A 19496-nucleotide genomic window follows, 5' to 3' on the forward strand; every position below is an offset into this window, starting at 1 on the left:
GCGTCAGACGCGGCGGGCGCGAGCCCGCAACGCTGCCAGGCCCAGTGCCGGGAGGCTCGCCGCGGCCAGTCCCGCGAGTGCGGTCCGCAGGATGACGAGTCCGGCAGCCGTGTCGTAGTCGGCCTGCGCCGCCGCGGCGAACCCGGCCACCACCGACCCGACCACCATCGCCAGCGTGCAGAACCCGAGCACGTAGGGCAGCCGGCGTGCCGAGTGTCGGCGCACCGCGAGCACGAGCGTCACCCCGAACAGGAGCACACCCGCTCCGGCGCTGCACGCCCCGAACGCCGCGATGGCGTTCGCGGTGTCGAACACGTCGACGTCCCCCGGCGGCGTCGTGACGTACCGGGAGGGAGCGCCGAGGCCGGCCGTCGCCCACTCGACCGCGGCCCGTGCCGTCGCCGCGAGCCCGAACGCCGCGAGCGTCAGGACGGCGAACGCGGCCGTCGTGCGGTCGACGGACCGCGAGCGAGCGAGGGGGGAGCGGGGCACGCACCCACGATAGGGGCGTGTCGGACGGGTGTCGGGCCTCCAGTTCGGGGCGCGCGGAAAGCGGACCGCCGGTTGCGCACCCGAGGACGACTCGGTTCGATCCGGGGGACGAGTCCCCAGTACAGTGGCCGCATGAGTACCCGCGGGAGCTACCGGACCGCCCTGACGTACGGAGCCGTGGGTGCGACCCAGGCGCCGGACCTCATGACGTACCCGCCGGAGGGGTTCGCCCCGTCCGAGTCGCGCTCCCGGATCGGCCACGGCGACCAGCGCTTCGAGACCGCGGTGACCCAGGCCCTGACCTGGCAGATCCAGGAGCGCAGCGGGATCCGCGTGCACGTCGAGGAGCAGCCCGACGACGACGAGGTCCGCTACAACCCGGTGACCTTCGACGAGGACGGCGTGCCGATCGCCCCGGCCTCGATCGGGACGCCCCGGGTGGAGAAGTTCGCCCCGGACGGCACGCCGCTCGTGACGGCGGGGACGAGCGCGACGCTGACGATGCACGCGTTCGGCCAGACGGTGCAGGCGCCGGTCCGGGTCGTCTCGATCATCGACGAGACCGACCGCAAGGGCTTCGCGTACGGCACGCTCGAGGGGCACCCGCTCTCGGGCGAGGAGTCCTTCGTCGTCGAGCGGACCCCGGACGGCTCGGTGTGGTTGCAGATCCGGCAGTTCTCGCAGCCGTCGAGCCGGAAGTGGCAGTTCGTGGCCCCGTTGCTCCGTCGGCAGCAGCGCGTGATGGCGCAGAAGTACCTCGAAGCGCTCCGCGGCGACTAGGTCTGCTCGGCTAGGAGCCCTCGCCGACCGGGCGGAGCGGCGGCAGCGCCACGATGGCGTCCTCGATGAGCGACGCGTCGTCGACGCAGTTCCGGGCGATCGTCACAGCTCCCGTGGCGCGGAGCGCGTCGACGTCGAACACACCGGTCGCCACCGCCAGGAACGGGATCCCGACGGCCTCGGCCGCCTCGCCGTCCCGCGGGGTGTCCCCGACGATGACGGCCCGGGTGCCCGCGAGGGCCTCGGCAGCACGCGCGGTCACTCCGCTGCGCTCGACCTCGGCGTCCCCGAAGTACGAGTGCTCCCAGTCGAACGCGTCGACGTCGAACCCGGCGCCCTGCAGCTTCACGCGGGCACGGTAGGGGGAGTTGCCGGTCAGCAGTCCGTTGCGCCAGCCGAGCTCGGCGAACCGTCGGACGAGGGCGATCGCACCCGGAGCCGGGCTCCGGTGGTCGCCGGACACGTGCCGTTCCTCGGTCAGGTCGTGCAGGTGGCGGCTCACGGTGGGGATGAGCGAGTCGTCCAGGTCGTGGGCCCGGACGTGCTCGGCGATGAGCCCGGCGTCGGTGCGGCCGTGCTGGTGTCCGACGCGGAGGACGAGGTCGCGACCCACCGCCCGCTCGAGCGCGAGGTGGTAGAGGTTGCCCGGCGAGGAGGCGTTCATCACGAGGGTGCCGTCGATGTCCCACAGCACCGTGGTGGGGACGGGGTGGTGCTCCATGTCTCCATCATGACGGACAATGGAGTCCATGCCGAGTGCTCTCCCGATCGCCGATCCCGCACCAGCGGACGGGCTGCTCTCGCCCGCGGCGTCCGCGGGTGACGTCCCGTTCGGCGTGTACGTGCACGTGCCGTTCTGCCGCGTGCGGTGCGGCTACTGCGACTTCAACACCTACACGGCGTCCGAGCTCCGCGGGGTCCGGCGGGACGACTACGCCGGGCACGCCGTGCAGGAGATCCGCTTCGCGGCGGACGTCCTCGCCCGCTCCGGCGTCCCGCGGCGCCCGGTGTCGACGGTGTTCTTCGGCGGAGGGACGCCGACGATGCTGCCGGCGTCCGACCTCGTGATGATCCTGCGGGCGATCGACGACACCTGGGGCATCCTGCCCGGGGCCGAGGTCACGACCGAGGCGAACCCGGACTCCGTCGACGAGTCGTCCCTGGCGACGCTGCGCGCCGGTGGGTTCACCCGCGTGAGCTACGGCATGCAGTCCGCGGTGCCGCACGTGCTCGCGACGCTCGACCGGACGCACGACCCCGAGCGCGTGCCGCTCGTCGTGGACGCCGCGAAGCAGCAGGGGCTCGACGTCTCGCTCGACCTCATCTACTCGACGCCGGGCGAGTCCCTCGACGACTGGCGCACCTCGCTCGACGCGGCCCTGGCGTGTGCGCCCGACCACGTCTCGGCGTACTCGCTCATCGTCGAGGACGGCACCGCGATGGGCCGGATGGTCGCACGCGGCGAGCTGCCGGCGCCGGACGACGACCTCGCGGCGGACATGTACGAGCTGGCCGACCAGGTCCTCGGCGACGCCGGGTACTCCTGGTACGAGGTCTCGAACTGGTCCCGCGGCGACCACCACGCGAGCCGGCACAACCTGTCCTACTGGAAGGGCCACGACTGGTGGGGCGTCGGCCCGGGCGCGCACTCCGCGGTCGCCGGCACCCGCTGGTGGAACGTGAAGCACCCGGCCGCGTACGCGAACCGGGTGCTCCAGGGCGAGTCGCCCGCGGCCGGCCGCGAGACCCTCGACGACGAGACCCGGTACGTCGAGCGCGTGCTGCTCGCCGCGCGGGTCCGCGGTGAGCTGGCGACGAGCGAGCTGGGCCAGGAGGCACGGGGCCGGGTCGCCGGCCTCATCGCACGTGGTCTCGTGGACGGGTCGGCCGCGGTGCGGGGACGGATCGAGTTGACCCTGCGGGGTCGCCTGCTCGCGGACGCGGTGGTCCGCGAGCTGCTCGACTGAGCTACTGCTTGATGAACTCGATCGAGAGCGGGTAGCGGTAGAACTGCCCGCGGTTGGCGGCGACGGCGGCCATGATCCCGAAGATGATCGTCAGGATCCCGATCACCGGCAGGAGCACCGCGCCGATCAGCACGATGGTCAAGAGGCCCGCGGCGACGTAGGCGATCGCCATCGTGATGTGGAAGTTCAGTGCCACGCGCGTGTGCTCGCGGATGAAGCCGCCGCGATCGCGCAGGACGAGGTAGGCCACGAGCGGCGCGACGAAGTTGAAGAAGATCCCGCCGATGTGCGTGAGCGTGGCCCAGAGGCGCTGGTCCTCGGGCGACATGGGCTGGGGCGGCTGGTACCCGCCCGGGAACTGGGGGCCACCGGGCTGCTGTCCGTAGGTCATGGCGGAAGCGTACTGGCAGGCGTGTGGAGAAGTCCCGGTCCGTCGGTGGTCGGGCGTAGGATCAGCAGTCGACACGTCCGAGTGCCAGATCGAGTGGAAGGGGTCCGGGTGGTCAGCGAACGCAGCCTCGAGGTCCTCAAGGCCATCGTGCGGGACTACGTCGCGTCACGCGAGCCGGTCGGTTCGAAGACGATCGTCGAGCGACACGCCTTCGGGGTCAGCGCCGCCACGATCCGGAACGACATGGCCCAGCTCGAGGACGAGCAGCTCATCGCGGCACCGCACACCTCGTCCGGTCGCGTCCCCACCGACAAGGGGTACCGCGTCTTCGTCGACCACCTCGCCGGCGCGCGGCCGCTGTCCAGCGCCCAGCGGCACGCGATCGAGACGTTCCTCGGGGCGCCGAACGACCTCGACGAGGTCCTCGGCCGCACGGTCCGGCTGCTCAGCCAGCTCACGAACCAGGTCGCCCTCGTGCAGTACCCCTCGATGGTGCGCGCGCGTGTCCAGCACATCGAGCTCGTCCGCCTCGGCGACAACCGCCTGATGGTCGTGCTCATCACCGACACCGCCCGGGTCGAGCAGCGCGTCGTCGAGACCGACGTGGCGCTCGACGAGGGCTCGCTCACCGAACTCCGCACGGTGGTGAACGGCGCCGGCGTCGGGCTGCTGCTGCAGGACGTCTCGACGGCGCTCCGCGCGGTGCCGCAGCAGATCCGCCCCGACGCCCAACCGCTCGCCGGGGTCGTCGTCGCGACCCTCATCGAGCAGGTCGCCGCCAACCGGCAGGACCGCCTGGTGATGGCCGGTGCGGCGAACCTCGCCAAGAGCGAGCAGGACTTCTCGGGCGGGCTCTTCCCGGTGCTCGAGGCGATCGAGGAACAGGTGACCCTGCTCCGCCTGTTCGGTGAGATGCAGATCGACGACGGCGTCGCGGCGCGCATCGGCGTGGAGAACGCCGAGTACGGGCTCGACGCGACGAGCATCGTCGCCGGCGGGTACCTGGCCGGCGGCGAACTCGCCCGGCTCGGCGTGCTCGGGCCGACCCGGATGGACTACGGCACGAACATGGCCGCCGTGCGCGCCGTCGCACGGTACCTGTCCAAACTCCTGGGTGAACATTGACCAGGTGCCCACGCGCCTGAGCGAGCCGGTCCCGACGGGGCGACCCGCGCCTCCAGGCCCACCGACGACCACCAGAACCGCGGCGACCGCCGCACCCGACCGACCGAACCGAACCGACTGAGGGATACGTGGCAGACCACTACGACGTCCTCGGCGTCCAGAAGGACGCCTCCGATGCCGACATCAAGAAGGCGTACCGCCGTCTGGCGCGCGAACTGCACCCGGACGTGAACCCGAGCCCCGACGCGGCCGAGCGCTTCAAGGACGTGACGCACGCGTACGACGTGCTGAGCGATCCCGAGCAGCGCCGCCGGTACGACGCCGGGCCCCAGGCCGACAGCCCCTTCGGTGGCGGAGCCGGCGGGTTCAGCGACATCTTCGACGCGTTCTTCGGTGGCGGTGGCGCCGGCGGTCGTGGCAACGGCCCGCGCAGCCGTGCCGAGCGCGGACAGGACGCCCTGCTCCGCATCGACGTCGACCTCGACGAGGTCGTCTTCGGTACCCACAAGGACGTCGAGGTCGACACCGCGGTGCTGTGCGAGACGTGCGGCGGTTCCTGCTGCGCGCCGGGCACGAGCGCGCAGACGTGCGACATCTGCGGCGGCACCGGCCACATCCAGCGCCAGGTCCGCTCGCTCCTCGGCAACGTCGTGACGAGCGCGCCCTGCGGCACCTGCCGCGGGTACGGCACCGTCATCCCGAACCCGTGCCCGACGTGCCAGGGCCAGGGACGCGTCCGCGCCCGCCGCACGGTGCCGGTCGACGTCCCCGCCGGGGTCGACTCCGGGCTCCGCCTGCAGATGCCCGGCCAGGGCGAGGTCGGTCCGGCCGGCGGCCCCTCCGGTGACCTCTACCTCGAGATCCGGGTGCGCCACCACGACGTGTTCAGCCGCGACGGGGACGACCTGCTCGCCACGCTCGAGGTCGCGATGACCGACGCCGTGCTCGGGACGACCGCGACGATCGACGGGCTCGACGGCCCGGTCGAGCTCGAGGTCCGGCCGGGTGTGCAGAGCGCCGACGTCCTCGTGATCAAGGACCGCGGCATCACGAAGCTCCGGGGCAACGGTCGCGGCGACCTCCGTGTCGGTGTGCAGGTCGTGACGCCGACGAAGCTCTCGCACAAGGAACGGCAGCTCGTCGAGCAGCTCGCGAAGTCGCACAAGGCCGCGAAGCCGCAGCTCGCCCGCTTCCAGCAGGGCATGTTCGGCAAGCTCCGCGACCGGTTCTTCAACTTCTGATGGCGTCGCTCTACCTCGTCGGGTCGCTCGACGGCGTCACGGTCGGCGACACCGTCCCGCTCGACGGGGCGGAGGGACGCCACGCCGTCACGGTCGCCCGGGTCCGGGTGGGGGAGACGCTGCGCCTGTCCGACGGTCGTGGCACCGTCGTGACCGGGGCTGTGACCGCGCTCGGGCGGGACACGCTCTCGTTGGCGGTGTCCACGGTCGCCGTCGACGACGCACCCACACCGACGCTCACGCTCGTGCAGGCGCTCGCGAAGGGCGGCCGCGACGAGATGGCGGTGCAGGCGGCGACCGAGATCGGTGTCGACCGGATCGTGCCGTGGTCGGCGGCCCGCAGCGTCTCCCGCTGGGACGGCGCGAAGGTCGAGAAGGGCCGCGCCCGTTGGACGGCGATCGCGCACGAGGCGTCGAAGCAGGCGATCCGTTCCCGGGTGCCCGTCGTCGACGCGCCGGTGACGACCGGGCAGCTCGCGGCTCCGGCTCCCGGTGCGGCCGAGAGTGCTCGCGCCGTCCTCGTGCTGGACCCGGTCGGCGACGTCCGGCTCTCCGAGTGGGAACCGCCGAGCGACGTCGCCGAGATCGTGCTCGTCGTCGGACCCGAGGGCGGCATCGACGGTTCCGAGTTCGACCGGCTGGTGGCCGCCGGGGCCGTCCGGGTCCGCCTCGGCGACACGGTGCTCCGGACGTCCACCGCCGGCCCGGCCGCGCTCGCGGTTCTCCAGACGCTGCTCGGTCGCTGGTAGCGCCCGGATCGGGAAGGCGTGGCGTCGGTACCGCGTTCTACGATGGAGCCATGAGCACCAGCACGCCCAGCATCTTCTCCCGGATCATCGCGCGCGAGATCCCGGCGACCGTCGTCGCCGAGGACGACCGCGTGATCGCCATCGAGGACATCGCGCCGAAGGCACCCGTCCACGTGCTCGTCATCCCCAAGACCGAGCAGTACCGGAACGTCACCGAGCTCGCAGCCGGTGACCCGGACCTCCTCGCCCACCTGGTCGCCACCGCGCAGCGCATCGCCGACGAGCGCGCCGGCGGCCAGTACCGACTCGTCTTCAACACCGGCGAAGCCGCCGGTCAGACCGTGTTCCACGTGCACGCGCACGTACTCGCAGGTGAACTGCAGGAAGGCACCCTTGCCGGCTAACGAACCAGCACCCACCCCGGCCGACCCGACGGACGTGTCGGCCTCGATCCAGGTCGACGGCATCGCCATGGTGCAGCTGCTCGGCCCCCAGGACCGACTGCTCAAGACCGTCGAACGCCAGTACCCGGGCGTCCGCGTGCTCGTGCGTGGCAACGAGGTCACGCTGACCGGGCCCGAACGCGACGTCGCGCGCGCGCACGCCCTGGTCGACGAGCTCGTCGGCATGGTGAAGCGCGGGCAGGACATCGGGCCGTCCGACATCCCCGTCTCCGCGAAGCTCCTGGACGAGGACCGCAAGCCGTCCGACACCTTCGGCACGCCGATCGTGTCGAGCCGCGGCAAGTCCGTGCGGCCGAAGACCGACGGGCAGCGGGCCTACGTCGACGCCATCGACGAGCACACGATCACGTTCGGCATCGGCCCCGCCGGTACCGGCAAGACGTACCTGGCGATGGCGAAGGCCGTCCAGGCGCTGCAGCGGCGCGAGGTCACCCGGATCATCCTGACGCGCCCCGCGGTCGAGGCCGGCGAGCGGCTCGGCTTCCTGCCGGGCACCCTCACCGACAAGATCGACCCGTACCTGCGTCCGCTCTACGACGCGCTCAACGAGATGATGGACCCCGAGCTGGTGCCGAAGCTCCTGGCCGCCGGCACGGTCGAGGTTGCCCCGCTGGCGTACATGCGCGGACGCACGCTGAACGACTCGTTCGTGGTCCTCGACGAGGCGCAGAACACGACGCCCGAGCAGATGAAGATGTTCCTGACGCGGCTCGGGTTCGGCTCGAAGATGGTCGTCACGGGTGACATCACCCAGGTCGACCTGCCGGGCAACCTGTCCGGGCTCCGGCTCGTCACGCGCATCCTCGGCGAGGTCGACGACATCCACTTCGCCCGCCTCGGCAGCGAGGACGTCGTCCGCCACACGCTCGTCGGACGGATCGTGGACGCCTACACCGTCTACGACGAGGAACGCCTCGCCGAGCAGTCCGGGTACCGCCCGGGCGGCCGGGGCAGCGCCGCCACGCCGAACCCCGCCGGTGCGAACCGCGCCGAGCGACGGGGGCGTCCGCCGCAGGACCGCCAGCGCTCCCCGTACCCCCAGAACGACTCCCGAGGAGGGAACCGGTGAGCATCGAGCTCAACAACGAGTCCGGCGTCGAGGTCGACGAGGCAGCCATCCAGCGCCTCGCCGCCTTCGCGCTCGACGCGCTCCACGTCCACGCCGATGCGGAGCTCGCGATCGTGCTCGTCGACGAGGGCGCGATGGAGCAGCTGCACGTCCGGTGGATGGACGAACCCGGGCCGACCGACGTCCTGAGCTTCCCGATGGACGAACTCCGTCCGGGCACCGAGGACGACCCGACGCCCGCCGGGCTGCTCGGCGACATCGTGCTCTGCCCGCAGGTTGCCGAGGAACAGGCGAAGACCGCCGGGCACTCGAGCACCGACGAGATGCTCCTGCTGACCTGCCACGGCATCCTGCACCTGCTCGGGTTCGACCACGCCGAGCCGGACGAGAAGGCGGAGATGTTCGGGCTGCAGGGCGAGATCCTCACGGCCTTCGCCGCCCAGCGCCGCGGGCGGTGAGCTGATGCTGCTCGTCGTCGGCCTGCTGGCGGTGGCGTTCGTGCTGGTCGTCGTCGGTGGCCTGCTCGCCGCGTCCGACGCTGCGCTCTCCGTCCTTTCCCGCGCCGACCTCGACGAGATCGCGCGGGAGAGCAAGCACCGCCGCGCCATCGAGGCGGTCGGCGACGACGTCGGGGCACACGTCAACGCGCTCAACTTCTTCCGGGTGCTCGCCGAGACCGCCGCCGCCGTGCTCGTCACGATCGCGCTCGTGATGGTCTTCGACACGTGGTGGGTCGCGCTCATCGTGGCCGCCGCGATCATGACCGCGGTGTCGTTCGTCCTCGTCGGGTCCAGCCCGCGCAGCGTCGGTCGCGCGCACGCCGAACGGCTCATCGCGACCACGGGCGGGCTCGTCCGGGCCGTGCGCATCGTGCTCGGTCCGCTCGCCGGCCTGCTCGTGGCGATCGGCGACCGCGTCACGCCCGGGCGCGGGGGCAGCGCGTCGACGGTGTCGAGCGAGGAGCAGCTGCTGTCGCTCGTCGACGAGGCCACCGAGAGCAACGTCCTCGAGCAGGACGACCGCGAGCTCATCCACTCGGTCTTCGAGTTCAGCGACACCCTCGTGCGCGAGGTGATGGTGCCGCGCACCGACATGCTCACCGTCGACGGGTCGGACACCCTCGCGAGCGGCATGGAGCAGTTCCTCGCCGCGGGCGTCTCCCGCATGCCCGTCACCGGCAAGGGCAGCGACGACGTGCTCGGGGTCCTCTACCTGCGCGACGTGGCCCGGGCCCTGTACGAGCGCCCGGGGTCCGGTACCAAGCGGGTCACGACGCTCCTCCGCCCGGCGGAGTTCGTGCCGGAGTCGAAGGCCGCCGACGACACCCTGCGCCACATGCAGGTCGCGAAGAACCACCTCGTGCTCGTCGTCGACGAGTACGGCGGCGTCGCCGGGCTCGTCACGATGGAAGACCTCATCGAGGAGCTCGTCGGCGACATCTCGGACGAGTACGACCGCGCCGTGGTCGACCGGGTCGAGGTCGAGCCGGGCGTCTGGCGGATCTCCGCCCGACTGCCCATCGACGACCTCGGCGACCTGTTCGGCATCGAGCTCGAGGACGACGACGTCGACACCGCCGGCGGGCTGCTCACCAAGGAGCTCGGCCACCTGGCGATCAGCGGCGACAGCGTCACCGTGTCCGGCGTCGTGCTCACGGCCGACCGGGTCGAGGGCAAGCGCCGCCACCTCATCACCGTGCTCGCCGAGCGCACGCCCGGACTCGCGGACGTCGAGGACGCCTTCGACGACGCAGCATCCACCACGACGGGAACCACGCACGCATGACCGACACCACGCCAGCCACCGCCGGACCGACCGAGCCGTACCGCGCCGGGTTCGTCTCGTTCGTGGGGCGCCCGAACGTCGGGAAGTCCACGCTGACGAACGCGCTCGTCGGCCAGAAGGTCGCGATCACCTCGTCGAAGCCGCAGACCACCCGCCGCGCCATCCGCGGGATCGTGCACCGACCGAACGGCCAGGTCATCATCGTCGACACCCCCGGCGTGCACCGACCGCGCACCCTGCTCGGCGAGCGGCTGAACGACCTCGTGCAGTCCACCCTCGGGGACGTCGACGTCATCGGGCTCTGCGTCCCGGCGAACGAGCCGATCGGCCCCGGCGACCGGTTCATCAACGACACGCTGGACCAGTACCCGCGTGCGAAGAAGGTCGCCATCGTCACGAAGATCGACCGGGCCGCCAAGGACAAGGTCGGGGAGCAACTGCTCGCGGTGTCGAAGCTGCGCGAGTGGGACGCCATCGTGCCGACCTCGGGCACGAGGGGACTGCAGCTCGAGGACCTGCTCGGCGTGATCACGTCGCTGCTGCCCGAGTCGCCCCAGCTCTACGACGACGCCGCGGTGACCGAGGAGACCGACGAGGAGCGGATCGGCGAACTCATCCGCGAAGCCGCGCTCGAGGGCGTGCGCGACGAACTGCCGCACTCGCTCGCCGTCGTGATCGAGGACGTCGTCGAGCCCGACGAGGACGACGAACCGGACGGCCCGCTGCGCATCTTCGCGAACCTCTTCGTCGAGCGGGACAGTCAGAAGGCGATCGTCATCGGCCGCAAGGGGGAGCGTCTCAAGGACGTCGGGTCGCGGGCCCGCACCGAGATCGAGGCGCTGCTCGGCGGCCGCCACGTGTACCTCAACATCCGGGTGAAGGTCGCGAAGGAGTGGCAGCGCGACCCGAAGCAGCTCGGGCGACTCGGCTTCTGACCCGATCGTCTGCTGACGTCAACCTGGAGGCGGACGCGCACCGCGCCTCCTGGACGTACCGTGGTGTGGTGTTCCGTCCCATGCTGCGCGCGCAGGTGATCACCGACGTCGTGATCGCGGTCCTGCTCGGCGCGCTCGTGCTCGTCGTGACCGCGCGGGGACTGGACTCGCCGTTCGCGCTCTTGACGGTCCTCGGCATGACGGCCGCGCTGGCGCTCCGGCGCCTGTCGCCGGGGCTCGCGCTCGGTGTGGCGTGGGTGTTCGCCGTCCTCGAGATGGTCACCCTGCAGATGCCCGACCTGTCGAACGCGTTCATCGCCGGGGTGGTGTACTCGACGAGCCGCTACGGCAGCCGGCGCGTCCGGCTGGCGGGCCTGGTGTCGTCGATCGTCGGCCCGGTGACGGCGGCCGTCTACCTCGGTCTCGACGACTACCGGCAGCGGCAGGGCATCGTGACGGCGACGACGCCCGAGCAGGAGTCGCTCAAGGTCGCGATCGCGTACTTCGCGATCGTGCTGCTGCTGCTCCTCCTGCCGTGGCTCGCCGGTCTCGTGCTCCGCACCCGGCGGTCGGCGAGCATGAGCCGAGAGGCCCAGCTCCTCGCCGAGCGCGACGCCGCACGGGCCGATCGTGCCGTCGCCGTGGAGCAGGAACGCGTCCGGATCGCCCGGGACATGCACGACATCGTCGCGCACTCGCTGGCGGTCGTGATCGCCCAGGCGGACGGTGCCCGGTACGCGTTGAAGGCGGATCCCGCCATCGCCGACGAAGCGCTCGGGACGATCTCGAGCACCGCCCGCCGTGCCCTCGGCGACGTGCGCGAACTGCTCGGTGCGCTGCGGCACGAGCAGGGCACCGCACCGACCCCGGAGATCGACGACATCGACCGGCTGATCGGCGAGATGCGTGGCGTCGGCCTCGACGTGCGGGTCGAGCGCGAGGGCGATTCGTCGGGCCTGCCGACCACGACACAGCTCGCCGTCTACCGGATCGTCCAGGAGAGCCTGACGAACGCGTGGAAGCACGGCGAGCCGAACACCCCGGTGCGCGCGAGCCTCACGTACCGGCCGGACACCGTCGAGATCACAGTCGTCAACCGGCGCGCCGATGACGGCACGCGCGGGCCCGGCACCGGACACGGGCTGGTCGGCATGCGCGAACGTGCCACCATGACCGGGGGGACGATGACCGCGGGACCGCGGGGCGACGACTTCGCGGTCGCGGTCCGGATGCCGTCCGTCCCCGCGAGCGGCCAGATGCCGCGCGGGCTCGTCCCGACCACACCCTCGACCCTCCAGGAGCGCACCGGCCGATGAACGACACCCCGATCCGCATCGCGCTCGTCGACGACCAGGCCCTGTTCCGCACCGGCATCCGGATGCTCATCGACTCGCAGGCCGACCTGCAGTTCGTCGGCGAGGCCGGCGACGGTGCCGAGGGCGTGGAGCTCGTGCGGCGCGGGCGTCCCGACGTCGTACTCATGGACGTCCGCATGCCGGTGATGGACGGCATCACCGCCACCGCCCGCATCGTCGAGGACAGCGGGACCGACGGCGCGAAGGTGCTCGTGCTCACCACGTTCGACTTCGACGAGGCAGCGGCGAAGGCGATCCGAGCCGGCGCGAGCGGGTTCGTGCTGAAGGACGCCGACCCGGAGTTCCTGCTCGCGGCGATCCGCACGGTGCACGCCGGGACCGCGGTGTTCGCGGCGTCGGCGACCCGTGAGCTCCTCCGCCGTTACGAGGACACGAGCGAGCAGGCGGCCTCGGTGCCGGCCGCGTTCGCGGACCTGACGCCGCGCGAACGGGAGATCTTCGACCTGGCGGCGCGGGGCTTCAGCAACAGCGAGATCGCGCAGCACGAGTACGTGAGCGAGGCGACGGTGAAGACGCACATCTCGCGCGTCCTCACGAAGCTCGAGCTGCGGGACCGGGTGCGGCTCGTGGTGTTCGCGCACGAGCACGGTTTGGTCGCGAAGGCCGACTGACGGCGGCTGCGCGCTGCGCGCTGACGGTCCGTCATCCGCCAGGATGACTTCTCCCCAGGCAGTGGAGCCGAGCGGACGATCCACAGGAGCCGCTGGGCCGACGCGGGGCGTGCCTCCTGGCCGTCATCGTGGAGTCATGACCACGAGCAGCAGACCGATCATCCGTCTCGACCGCGTTTCGAAGTTCTACGGCGATGCTGTACGGCGGGTGACGGCGTTGGACGATGTGAGTGTCGACATCGGTGCGGGGGAGTTCACGGCGGTGATGGGGCCGTCGGGTTCGGGGAAGTCGACGTTGATGCACGTCGCGGCGGGGCTCGACCAGGTGTCGTCGGGTCGGATCTGGATCGACGGGGTGGACGTCACGGGGTTGGGTGACAGGGAGTTGACGGAGTTGCGGCGTCGTCGGTTGGGGTTCGTGTTCCAGTCGTTCAACCTGGTGCCGACGTTGGACGTGGGGGAGAACATCCGGTTGCCGTTCCTGTTGGGCGGGCACAAGGTGACTCGTGAGGAGTCGGCGTGGATCGATCGTCTCGTCGAGATGCTGGGGTTGGGGGATCGGTTGTCGCATCGTCCGCACCAGTTGTCGGGTGGGCAGCAGCAGCGGGTGGCGATCGCGCGGGCGTTGGCGTCGCGGCCGGCGGTGGTGGTCGCGGACGAGCCGACGGGGGCGTTGGATTCGCGGACGGGTCGTGATGTGTTGCAGATCTTGCGGGGTGCGGTGTCAGAGTGGGGGCAGAGCGTGGTGATGGTGACGCATGATCCGGTGGCTGCGGCGAATGCTGATCGGATCCTGTTCCTGGCGGATGGTCGTGTGGTGGGGGATCGTCCGGCGATGGATGCCGCGGCGATCTCGACCACGATGCTCGGGATGGAGACCGCAGCGTGAACGGCGTCCGCGCGTTCGCCCCGACCGTCCTCGTCGCGGCGCTCGGCACCACCTTCGGGTCGGCACTGGTCATCGCGCCGGGGATCGTCACCGAGGCCCTGGCGGCCTCCGGTCTCTCCGAGCTCGGCCCGGTGAAGGCGATCCTCTCGGTCGTCGGGTGGCTCTTCCTCGGCATCGCCCTCTACGTCGGTGCGATCGTCACGGCGAACACCTGCGCCACGCTCATCGCCGGGCAGACCCGCATCATCGCGCTGCAGCGGCTCGTCGGGGCGACCGGCGCCTCGTTGCGTGCACGGATCAACCGGACCGGCCTCGTCGTCGGGGTACTCGGCGGTCTGATCGGGGCGGTCGTCGGCACGGGGCTCAGTGCGCTCTTCGTCGTCGTGCTGCGGGGCAACGGGTTCCTGCCGGACACCGCGTACACGATCGTGCCGTGGGAGCTCGTGCTCCCGGTCGTGGCGGTTGTCCTCGCGACCTGGGGTGCGTTCGCGGCCGGTTCGCGGCGGGTGCTCACCGTGACCCCGCTCGAGGCGCTCTCGTCGAGCGTCGAACCGAGTCACGACGACGTCCGCTCCGGGACCGCTCGGAAGGTCTGGGCGATCGTGCTCATGGCTGCGGGTGGCCTGCTCCTGCTCGTCGGGCTGCTCGCGAGCGGGCTCTCGCCCATCGCGGTCCTGCCGGCAGCGCTCGGGGGCTTCGTCTCCTTCGCCGGGGTGGCCGTCGGTGCGACGATCGTGATGCCGCCCGTCCTGCAGCTCATCGGACGCATCGGGGCCCGTGACCCCGTCGTCCTGCTCGCCGGCCGCAACGCCATGCGCGCGCCCGGCCGGTCCGCACGGGCGACCATCGGGCTCGTCATCGGCGTCACCCTGCTCGTCACCTTCGCCGTGGCGCTCGGGATCATGCAGCACGTGCTCGGTGCCCAGCTGCAGGCCATGGACCAGGGGCAGATGACGAAGGAGATGCTCGAGGGGCAGCGTGACTTCTTCGTCCAGCTGAACGCCGTCGTGAGCGTCATCGTCGGGTTCTCCGCCGTGATCGCCGCGGTGGGGGTCGTGAACGCGCTCGCCCTCGGGGTGCTGCAGCGCCGCCGGGAGCTCGGGCTGCTGCGGGTGCTCGGGCTGACCGGGGCGCAGGTCCGACGGATGATCGTCACCGAGGCCGTCCAGATGGTCGTCGCAGCCGTCGTCACCGGGCTCGTGCTCGGAACCTTCTACGGGTGGGTCGGTGGGCAGACGCTGCTCGGTTCGCTCGGCTTCGCGACGACGCCGGTGCTGCCGCCGTTGACGGTGGGGATCGTGGTCGTAGGAGCGTTGGTCCTCGCGGTGGTCGCGACGATCGCGCCGGTGCGGCGTGCGATGCGGGTGCCGCCGACGGAGGCGCTGGCGGTCGATTGACGCGCCGCACGCGGTCGTTCGGGTCGCTCGGATCGCACGTTCGGTCGCTCGGGCCGGCCGAGGTCGCCGAGGTCGCCGAGGTCGCCGAGGTCGCACGATCGGTCGCTCGGGCCGGCCGAGGTCGCACGAAGTGTCGCTCGCGGCGCCAGCGGGCGACGGTTCGTGCGACCTCGACGCGCCGGCCACGGCATGTCGTGCGACCTCGGCGCCCCCGCTGCGGGACGCGGGTCGTGCGACCGCGGCGCCCCGCGACCTCGGCGCCCCGCGGCGGCTCGGTCTGTCACACGGACCGCCGCCGGTGCTACCGTTGACGCGATGTACTCGGCGCTCCTCCTCCTTCGCTGCCGCGACGAGGCCTGACACAACGGCCCACCTCGTCGCGGAGTCCGTCGTGGCCTGACCCACACCTGACGACGAAAGCGACGAAACGATGCAGAACACCCAGCGCCCCTCCGGGATGCCGATCCACAAGTACGTCCCGTTCCACGACCAGATCCGTGTCGACCTCCCGGACCGCACCTGGCCGACGAAGCGCATCGACGAGGCACCGCGGTGGTGCGCGGTCGACCTGCGCGACGGCAACCAGGCCCTGATCGACCCGATGGACTCCGAGCGCAAGCGCGCCATGTTCGACCTGCTCGTCCGGATGGGCTACAAGGAGATCGAGGTCGGGTTCCCGAGCGCCTCGCAGACCGACTTCGACTTCGTCCGCTCGCTCATCGACGAGGGCGCGATCCCCGACGACGTCACGATCCAGGTGCTGACCCAGGCACGCGAGCACCTCATCAACCGCACGTACGAGGCGATCGACGGCGCGAAGCAGGCCATCGTGCACCTGTACAACTCGACGTCGATCGTCCAGCGCGAGGTCGTGTTCCGCACCGACGTGCAGGGCGTCGTCGACATCGCGGTGTCCGGTGCGAAGCTGTGCCGTGCGGCCGAGGCGAACCTGCAGCACGACACGAAGGTGTTCTACGAGTACTCGCCCGAGTCGTACACGGGCACCGAGCTCGAGGTCGCGGTCCAGATCTGCAACGCCGTGCTCGAGGTCTTCGAGCCGACGCCCGACCGCAAGGTGATCATCAACCTGCCGGCGACCGTCGAGATGGCGACGCCGAACGTCTACGCCGACTCGATCGAGTGGATGTCGCGCAACCTCGCCCACCGCGACGACGTCATCCTCTCCCTGCACCCCCACAACGACCGCGGCACCGCCGTCGCGGCCGCGGAGCTCGGGTACATGGCCGGCGCCGACCGCATCGAGGGCTGCCTGTTCGGCAACGGTGAGCGCACCGGCAACGTCGACCTGGTCGCACTCGGCATGAACCTGTTCACGCAGGGGATCGACCCCGAGATCGACTTCTCGGACATCGACCAGATCAAGCGCACGGTCGAGTACTGCAACCAGCTGCCGGTGCCGGAGCGCCAGCCGTGGGCGGGCGACCTCGTCTACACGGCGTTCAGCGGCTCGCACCAGGACGCCATCAACAAGGGCTTCGAGGCCATGAAGGCCAAGGCCGCGGCCGCCGGCAAGGACATCGACGAGATCGCGTGGGCGGTGCCGTACCTGCCCGTCGACCCGAAGGACATCGGCCGCTCCTACGAGGCCGTGATCCGCGTCAACTCCCAGTCCGGCAAGGGCGGCGTCGCCTACCTGCTCAAGACGGACCACTCGATCGACCTGCCCCGCAAGCTGCAGATCGAGTTCTCCGGCGTCGTGCAGCAGCGCACCGATGCCGAGGGCGGCGAGTTCTCGTCCGAGCGCATCTGGGACCTCTTCCGCGACGAGTACCTGCCCGCGGCCGACGAGTCCGACAAGTGGGGCCGCTACGAGATCACGAAGACGGCGACGTCGAGCGACTTCGACGGCACGACGAAGCTCTCGGTCGCCCTGCGCGTCGACGACGGCTCGATCGCGTCCGACGCCGTCGGGACGGGCCCGATCGACGCGTTCCTCACGGTCATGCGGGAGCAGGGCGTCGACGTGACGCTCTACGACTACTCGGAGCACACGATGAGCGCCTCGGGTGACGCGCAAGCCGCGTCCTACGTCGAGCTCGACGTCGACGGCGTCCGGCTGTGGGGCGTCGGGATCGACGCCGACATCGCCACCGCGTCGCTCAAGGCGATCGTCTCGGCGGTCAACCGCGCGGTGCGCGCGGGGGCTGCGTCCGGCGCGTCGGAGCTGGTCTCGGCGTAACGCGTTCCGTCCAGGAGGCGCGGTGCGGGTCCGACCCGCACCGCGCCTCCTGTGCGTGGGCGCGCTGGTGCGTGCGTGCGTGTGCGCCGCGAGCGGGAGGTTTCTGTCCCGCTCGTCGGTGGCGAGCGGCGCCTTCCGCCCGCTCGGCGGACGTGAGCGACGTGTCGCGCCCGCTCGACGCCCGCCCGATCGCGCGCCGCGAGCGGCGCGGCGCGGAGCGTCGGTGGCGCGGGGGATACTGGACCAATGCCGCTGTACCGGGACGAGTGCGTCGTGTTGCGCACCCACAAGCTCGGTGAAGCCGACCGCATCGTCACGATGCTGAGCCGGCAGCACGGCAAGATCCGGGCGGTGGCGAAGGGCGTCCGGCGGACCGCGTCGAAGTTCGGGTCCCGGCTCGAGCCGTTCATGGTCGTCGACGCCCAGTTCTACGAGGGCCGCTCGCTCGACATCGTCACGCAGGCCGAGTCGCTCGGTTCGTACGGCGCGCAGATCGTCGCCGACTACGGGGCCTACACCGCCGCCAGCGCGATGGTCGAGACCGCCGACCGCCTGAGCGAGGCGGACGCCGGACTGCAGCAGTACCTGCTCCTCGTCGGGGCGCTCCGGTCGCTGGCGCGCGGCGAGCACGTGACGAGTGCGACGCTCGACTCGTACCTGTTGCGCGCGATGAGCATCGCAGGGTGGGCGCCGTCGTTCCGCGACTGCGCGGTCACCGGCGAGCCCGGGCCGCACTCGGCGTTCGTCGTGCAGCTCGGCGGCGTGGTGGCGGACCACGCGGCGCCTCCGGGGACACCGCGGCTCGACCCGGACACCCTGCAGCTCCTGGGCTCCCTGCTCGCCGGCGACTGGAGCACGGTGGACGCGTCGGACGAGCGCACGCGCTCCCGGGCGTCCGGCGTGGTGGCGGCGTACGCCCAGTGGCACCTGGAACGATCGCTCCGGTCGCTGCCGCACGTCGACCGCACCGAGCACCCGTCCCCGGTCCATCCGACACCGGGTGGTGTGCCCGCCGCGGTCGCCGCGACCCCGGCACCCACGCTGCCGGAGCCGCCGGTCCCGTCCGGCAACGCGACCGACCACGCGACCGACCACGCGCCCGGCAACACGCCCGGCAACGCGCCCGGCAACACGCCCGGCAACGCGACCGGCAACGTGCCGGGCAACGCGCCCGACCAGCCGTCCGACCACGGAGGAACCCCTGCATGAGCCCTCGCCGGTACGCCGAGTCCGAGCCGCTGAAGCCCGTCGACTGGACGGGTGAGCACCCTCCGGCGATCCCGCTGCAGTTCGTCCCCGAGCACGTCGCGATCGTGATGGACGGCAACGGCCGATGGGCGAACCAGCGCGGCCTCACCCGGGTCGAGGGGCACCGCGCGGGCGAGGCATCGCTCCTCGACGTGGTCGCCGGCGCCGTGCAGATCGGCGTCAAGCACGTCTCGGCGTACGCGTTCTCGACCGAGAACTGGAAGCGCTCACCCGACGAGGTCCGCTTCCTGATGGGCTTCAACCGCGAGGTCCTGCACCGCCGCCGCGACCAACTGAACGCGTGGGGCGTCCGGATCCGGTGGGCGGGACGTCGGCCGCGGCTCTGGCGCAGCGTGATCGACGAGCTGCAGACCGCCGAGCGCATGACCGCCGACAACGACGTCTGCACGCTGACGATGTGCGTCAACTACGGCGGTCGGAACGAGATCGTCGACGCGGTCCGGGGCATGGCCGAGGACGTCGCCGCCGGGCGCCTCAAGCCGAGCCAGGTCACCGAGAAGGCCCTCGCGAAGCGGCTGTACGTGCCGGAGCTGCCGGACGTCGACCTCTTCCTGCGGAGCTCGGGGGAGCAGCGGACGTCCAACTTCATGCTGTGGCAGTCGGCGTACGCCGAGATGGTGTTCCTCGACCGGCTGTGGCCGGACTTCCGTCGCACCGACCTGTGGGGAGCGATCGAGCAGTACGCGCGCCGCGATCGACGGTTCGGCGGGGCGGTGGACGCACCGACGGCCTGACAGGAGGCGCGGGTCGGCGCCG

The 19496-nt window shown here is 71.5% G+C and carries 19 protein-coding genes and 1 pseudogene; 17 read left to right on the top strand and 3 right to left on the bottom strand.

Annotated features, from left to right (window positions below):
• Nucleotides 1-3: 3 nt before the first annotated feature.
• Nucleotides 4-492: a hypothetical protein gene (locus BJK06_RS15790; RefSeq protein ID WP_070418684.1), complete on the bottom strand. Its 489-nt coding sequence runs from the start codon at nucleotides 490-492 to the stop codon at nucleotides 4-6.
• 132 nt (nucleotides 493-624) lie between these two features.
• On the opposite strand from BJK06_RS15790, the gene BJK06_RS15795 reads away from it, so the two are divergent.
• Entirely contained in the window at nucleotides 625-1272 is a 648-nt protein-coding gene (locus BJK06_RS15795; RefSeq protein WP_070418685.1) for a DUF1990 family protein, read from the top strand.
• A 10-nt stretch (nucleotides 1273-1282) separates the two neighbouring features.
• Here BJK06_RS15795 and BJK06_RS15800 read toward each other — a convergent pair whose 3' ends face one another.
• Complete coding sequence (locus BJK06_RS15800) at nucleotides 1283-1993, bottom strand: HAD family hydrolase (RefSeq protein ID WP_070418686.1); 711 nt, start codon at nucleotides 1991-1993, stop codon at nucleotides 1283-1285.
• Nucleotides 1994-2021: 28 nt separating this feature from the next.
• On the opposite strand from BJK06_RS15800, the gene hemW reads away from it, so the two are divergent.
• Nucleotides 2022-3239 (top strand): radical SAM family heme chaperone HemW, encoded by a 1218-nt coding sequence (hemW, locus tag BJK06_RS15805; protein WP_070419548.1) that lies wholly within the window; start codon nucleotides 2022-2024, stop codon nucleotides 3237-3239.
• A 1-nt stretch (nucleotide 3240) separates the two neighbouring features.
• Here the strand turns inward: hemW and BJK06_RS15810 are convergent, their stop codons facing one another.
• Nucleotides 3241-3630 carry a DUF4870 domain-containing protein gene (locus tag BJK06_RS15810; RefSeq protein ID WP_070418687.1) on the bottom strand — a complete coding sequence of 130 codons (390 nt, stop codon included), beginning with the start codon at nucleotides 3628-3630 and terminating at the stop codon, nucleotides 3241-3243.
• A gap of 108 nt (nucleotides 3631-3738) precedes the next feature.
• Here BJK06_RS15810 and hrcA point away from each other — a divergent pair, with 108 nt between their 5' ends.
• From hrcA to BJK06_RS15885, 15 genes and pseudogenes are all read left to right on the top strand, one after another.
• Nucleotides 3739-4755: a heat-inducible transcriptional repressor HrcA gene (gene hrcA, locus BJK06_RS15815; protein WP_070418688.1), complete on the top strand. Its 1017-nt coding sequence runs from the start codon at nucleotides 3739-3741 to the stop codon at nucleotides 4753-4755.
• Nucleotides 4756-4883: 128 nt separating this feature from the next.
• Nucleotides 4884-5996, top strand: coding sequence for a molecular chaperone DnaJ (gene dnaJ, locus BJK06_RS15820; RefSeq protein ID WP_070418689.1), 1113 nt, complete (start codon nucleotides 4884-4886; stop codon nucleotides 5994-5996).
• On the top strand, nucleotides 5996-6745 hold the full coding sequence (locus BJK06_RS15825) for a 16S rRNA (uracil(1498)-N(3))-methyltransferase (RefSeq protein WP_070418690.1): 750 nt from the start codon (nucleotides 5996-5998) through the stop codon (nucleotides 6743-6745). The genes dnaJ and BJK06_RS15825 overlap by 1 nt, the downstream gene beginning before the upstream one ends.
• Before the next feature lie 50 nt (nucleotides 6746-6795).
• A complete protein-coding gene (locus BJK06_RS15830; protein ID WP_070418691.1) occupies nucleotides 6796-7149 on the top strand; it encodes a histidine triad nucleotide-binding protein in 354 nt (117 codons plus the stop codon).
• Entirely contained in the window at nucleotides 7139-8278 is a 1140-nt protein-coding gene (locus BJK06_RS15835; RefSeq protein WP_070418692.1) for a PhoH family protein, read from the top strand. The genes BJK06_RS15830 and BJK06_RS15835 overlap by 11 nt, the downstream gene beginning before the upstream one ends.
• Nucleotides 8275-8736: an rRNA maturation RNase YbeY gene (gene ybeY, locus BJK06_RS15840; protein WP_070418693.1), complete on the top strand. Its 462-nt coding sequence runs from the start codon at nucleotides 8275-8277 to the stop codon at nucleotides 8734-8736. The genes BJK06_RS15835 and ybeY overlap by 4 nt, the downstream gene beginning before the upstream one ends.
• Before the next feature lie 4 nt (nucleotides 8737-8740).
• Nucleotides 8741-10063, top strand: coding sequence for a hemolysin family protein (locus BJK06_RS15845; protein WP_070418694.1), 1323 nt, complete (start codon nucleotides 8741-8743; stop codon nucleotides 10061-10063).
• Complete coding sequence (era, locus tag BJK06_RS15850) at nucleotides 10060-10998, top strand: GTPase Era (protein ID WP_070418695.1); 939 nt, start codon at nucleotides 10060-10062, stop codon at nucleotides 10996-10998. The genes BJK06_RS15845 and era overlap by 4 nt, the downstream gene beginning before the upstream one ends.
• Before the next feature lie 68 nt (nucleotides 10999-11066).
• Entirely contained in the window at nucleotides 11067-12314 is a 1248-nt protein-coding gene (locus BJK06_RS15855) for a sensor histidine kinase (RefSeq protein WP_139201858.1), read from the top strand.
• Nucleotides 12311-12985 carry a response regulator transcription factor gene (locus BJK06_RS15860; RefSeq protein ID WP_070418697.1) on the top strand — a complete coding sequence of 225 codons (675 nt, stop codon included), beginning with the start codon at nucleotides 12311-12313 and terminating at the stop codon, nucleotides 12983-12985. Before BJK06_RS15855 ends, BJK06_RS15860 begins: the two co-directional genes overlap by 4 nt.
• A gap of 136 nt (nucleotides 12986-13121) precedes the next feature.
• Nucleotides 13122-13874 (top strand): ABC transporter ATP-binding protein, encoded by a 753-nt coding sequence (locus BJK06_RS15865; RefSeq protein WP_070418698.1) that lies wholly within the window; start codon nucleotides 13122-13124, stop codon nucleotides 13872-13874.
• Nucleotides 13871-15271 carry an ABC transporter permease gene (locus BJK06_RS15870; RefSeq protein WP_070418699.1) on the top strand — a complete coding sequence of 467 codons (1401 nt, stop codon included), beginning with the start codon at nucleotides 13871-13873 and terminating at the stop codon, nucleotides 15269-15271. The genes BJK06_RS15865 and BJK06_RS15870 overlap by 4 nt, the downstream gene beginning before the upstream one ends.
• 430 nt (nucleotides 15272-15701) lie before the next feature.
• On the top strand, nucleotides 15702-17471 hold the full coding sequence (gene leuA / locus BJK06_RS15875) for a 2-isopropylmalate synthase (RefSeq protein WP_070418700.1): 1770 nt from the start codon (nucleotides 15702-15704) through the stop codon (nucleotides 17469-17471).
• A 246-nt stretch (nucleotides 17472-17717) separates the two neighbouring features.
• Nucleotides 17718-18440: pseudogene (recO, locus tag BJK06_RS15880) on the top strand (DNA repair protein RecO); the annotation flags it as partial.
• Between the two features lie 236 nt (nucleotides 18441-18676).
• Nucleotides 18677-19474: an isoprenyl transferase gene (locus BJK06_RS15885; protein ID WP_070418701.1), complete on the top strand. Its 798-nt coding sequence runs from the start codon at nucleotides 18677-18679 to the stop codon at nucleotides 19472-19474.
• The last annotated feature ends 22 nt before the right edge of the window (nucleotides 19475-19496 follow it).

The organism is Curtobacterium sp. BH-2-1-1, assembly GCF_001806325.1.
GTDB lineage: Bacteria > Actinomycetota > Actinomycetes > Actinomycetales > Microbacteriaceae > Curtobacterium.

Coding starts and splice junctions, on each gene's coding strand:
- BJK06_RS15825 (WP_070418690.1), top strand. CDS start 5,996: ATGGCGTCGCTCTACCTCGTCGGGTCGCTCGACGGCGTCACGGTCGGC.
- BJK06_RS15885 (WP_070418701.1), top strand. CDS start 18,677: ATGAGCCCTCGCCGGTACGCCGAGTCCGAGCCGCTGAAGCCCGTCGAC.
- BJK06_RS15800 (WP_070418686.1), bottom strand. CDS start 1,993: ATGGAGCACCACCCCGTCCCCACCACGGTGCTGTGGGACATCGACGGC.
- leuA (WP_070418700.1), top strand. CDS start 15,702: ATGCAGAACACCCAGCGCCCCTCCGGGATGCCGATCCACAAGTACGTC.
- BJK06_RS15845 (WP_070418694.1), top strand. CDS start 8,741: ATGCTGCTCGTCGTCGGCCTGCTGGCGGTGGCGTTCGTGCTGGTCGTC.
- BJK06_RS15830 (WP_070418691.1), top strand. CDS start 6,796: ATGAGCACCAGCACGCCCAGCATCTTCTCCCGGATCATCGCGCGCGAG.
- BJK06_RS15865 (WP_070418698.1), top strand. CDS start 13,122: ATGACCACGAGCAGCAGACCGATCATCCGTCTCGACCGCGTTTCGAAG.
- BJK06_RS15860 (WP_070418697.1), top strand. CDS start 12,311: ATGAACGACACCCCGATCCGCATCGCGCTCGTCGACGACCAGGCCCTG.
- BJK06_RS15795 (WP_070418685.1), top strand. CDS start 625: ATGAGTACCCGCGGGAGCTACCGGACCGCCCTGACGTACGGAGCCGTG.
- BJK06_RS15810 (WP_070418687.1), bottom strand. CDS start 3,630: ATGACCTACGGACAGCAGCCCGGTGGCCCCCAGTTCCCGGGCGGGTAC.
- hemW (WP_070419548.1), top strand. CDS start 2,022: ATGCCGAGTGCTCTCCCGATCGCCGATCCCGCACCAGCGGACGGGCTG.
- era (WP_070418695.1), top strand. CDS start 10,060: ATGACCGACACCACGCCAGCCACCGCCGGACCGACCGAGCCGTACCGC.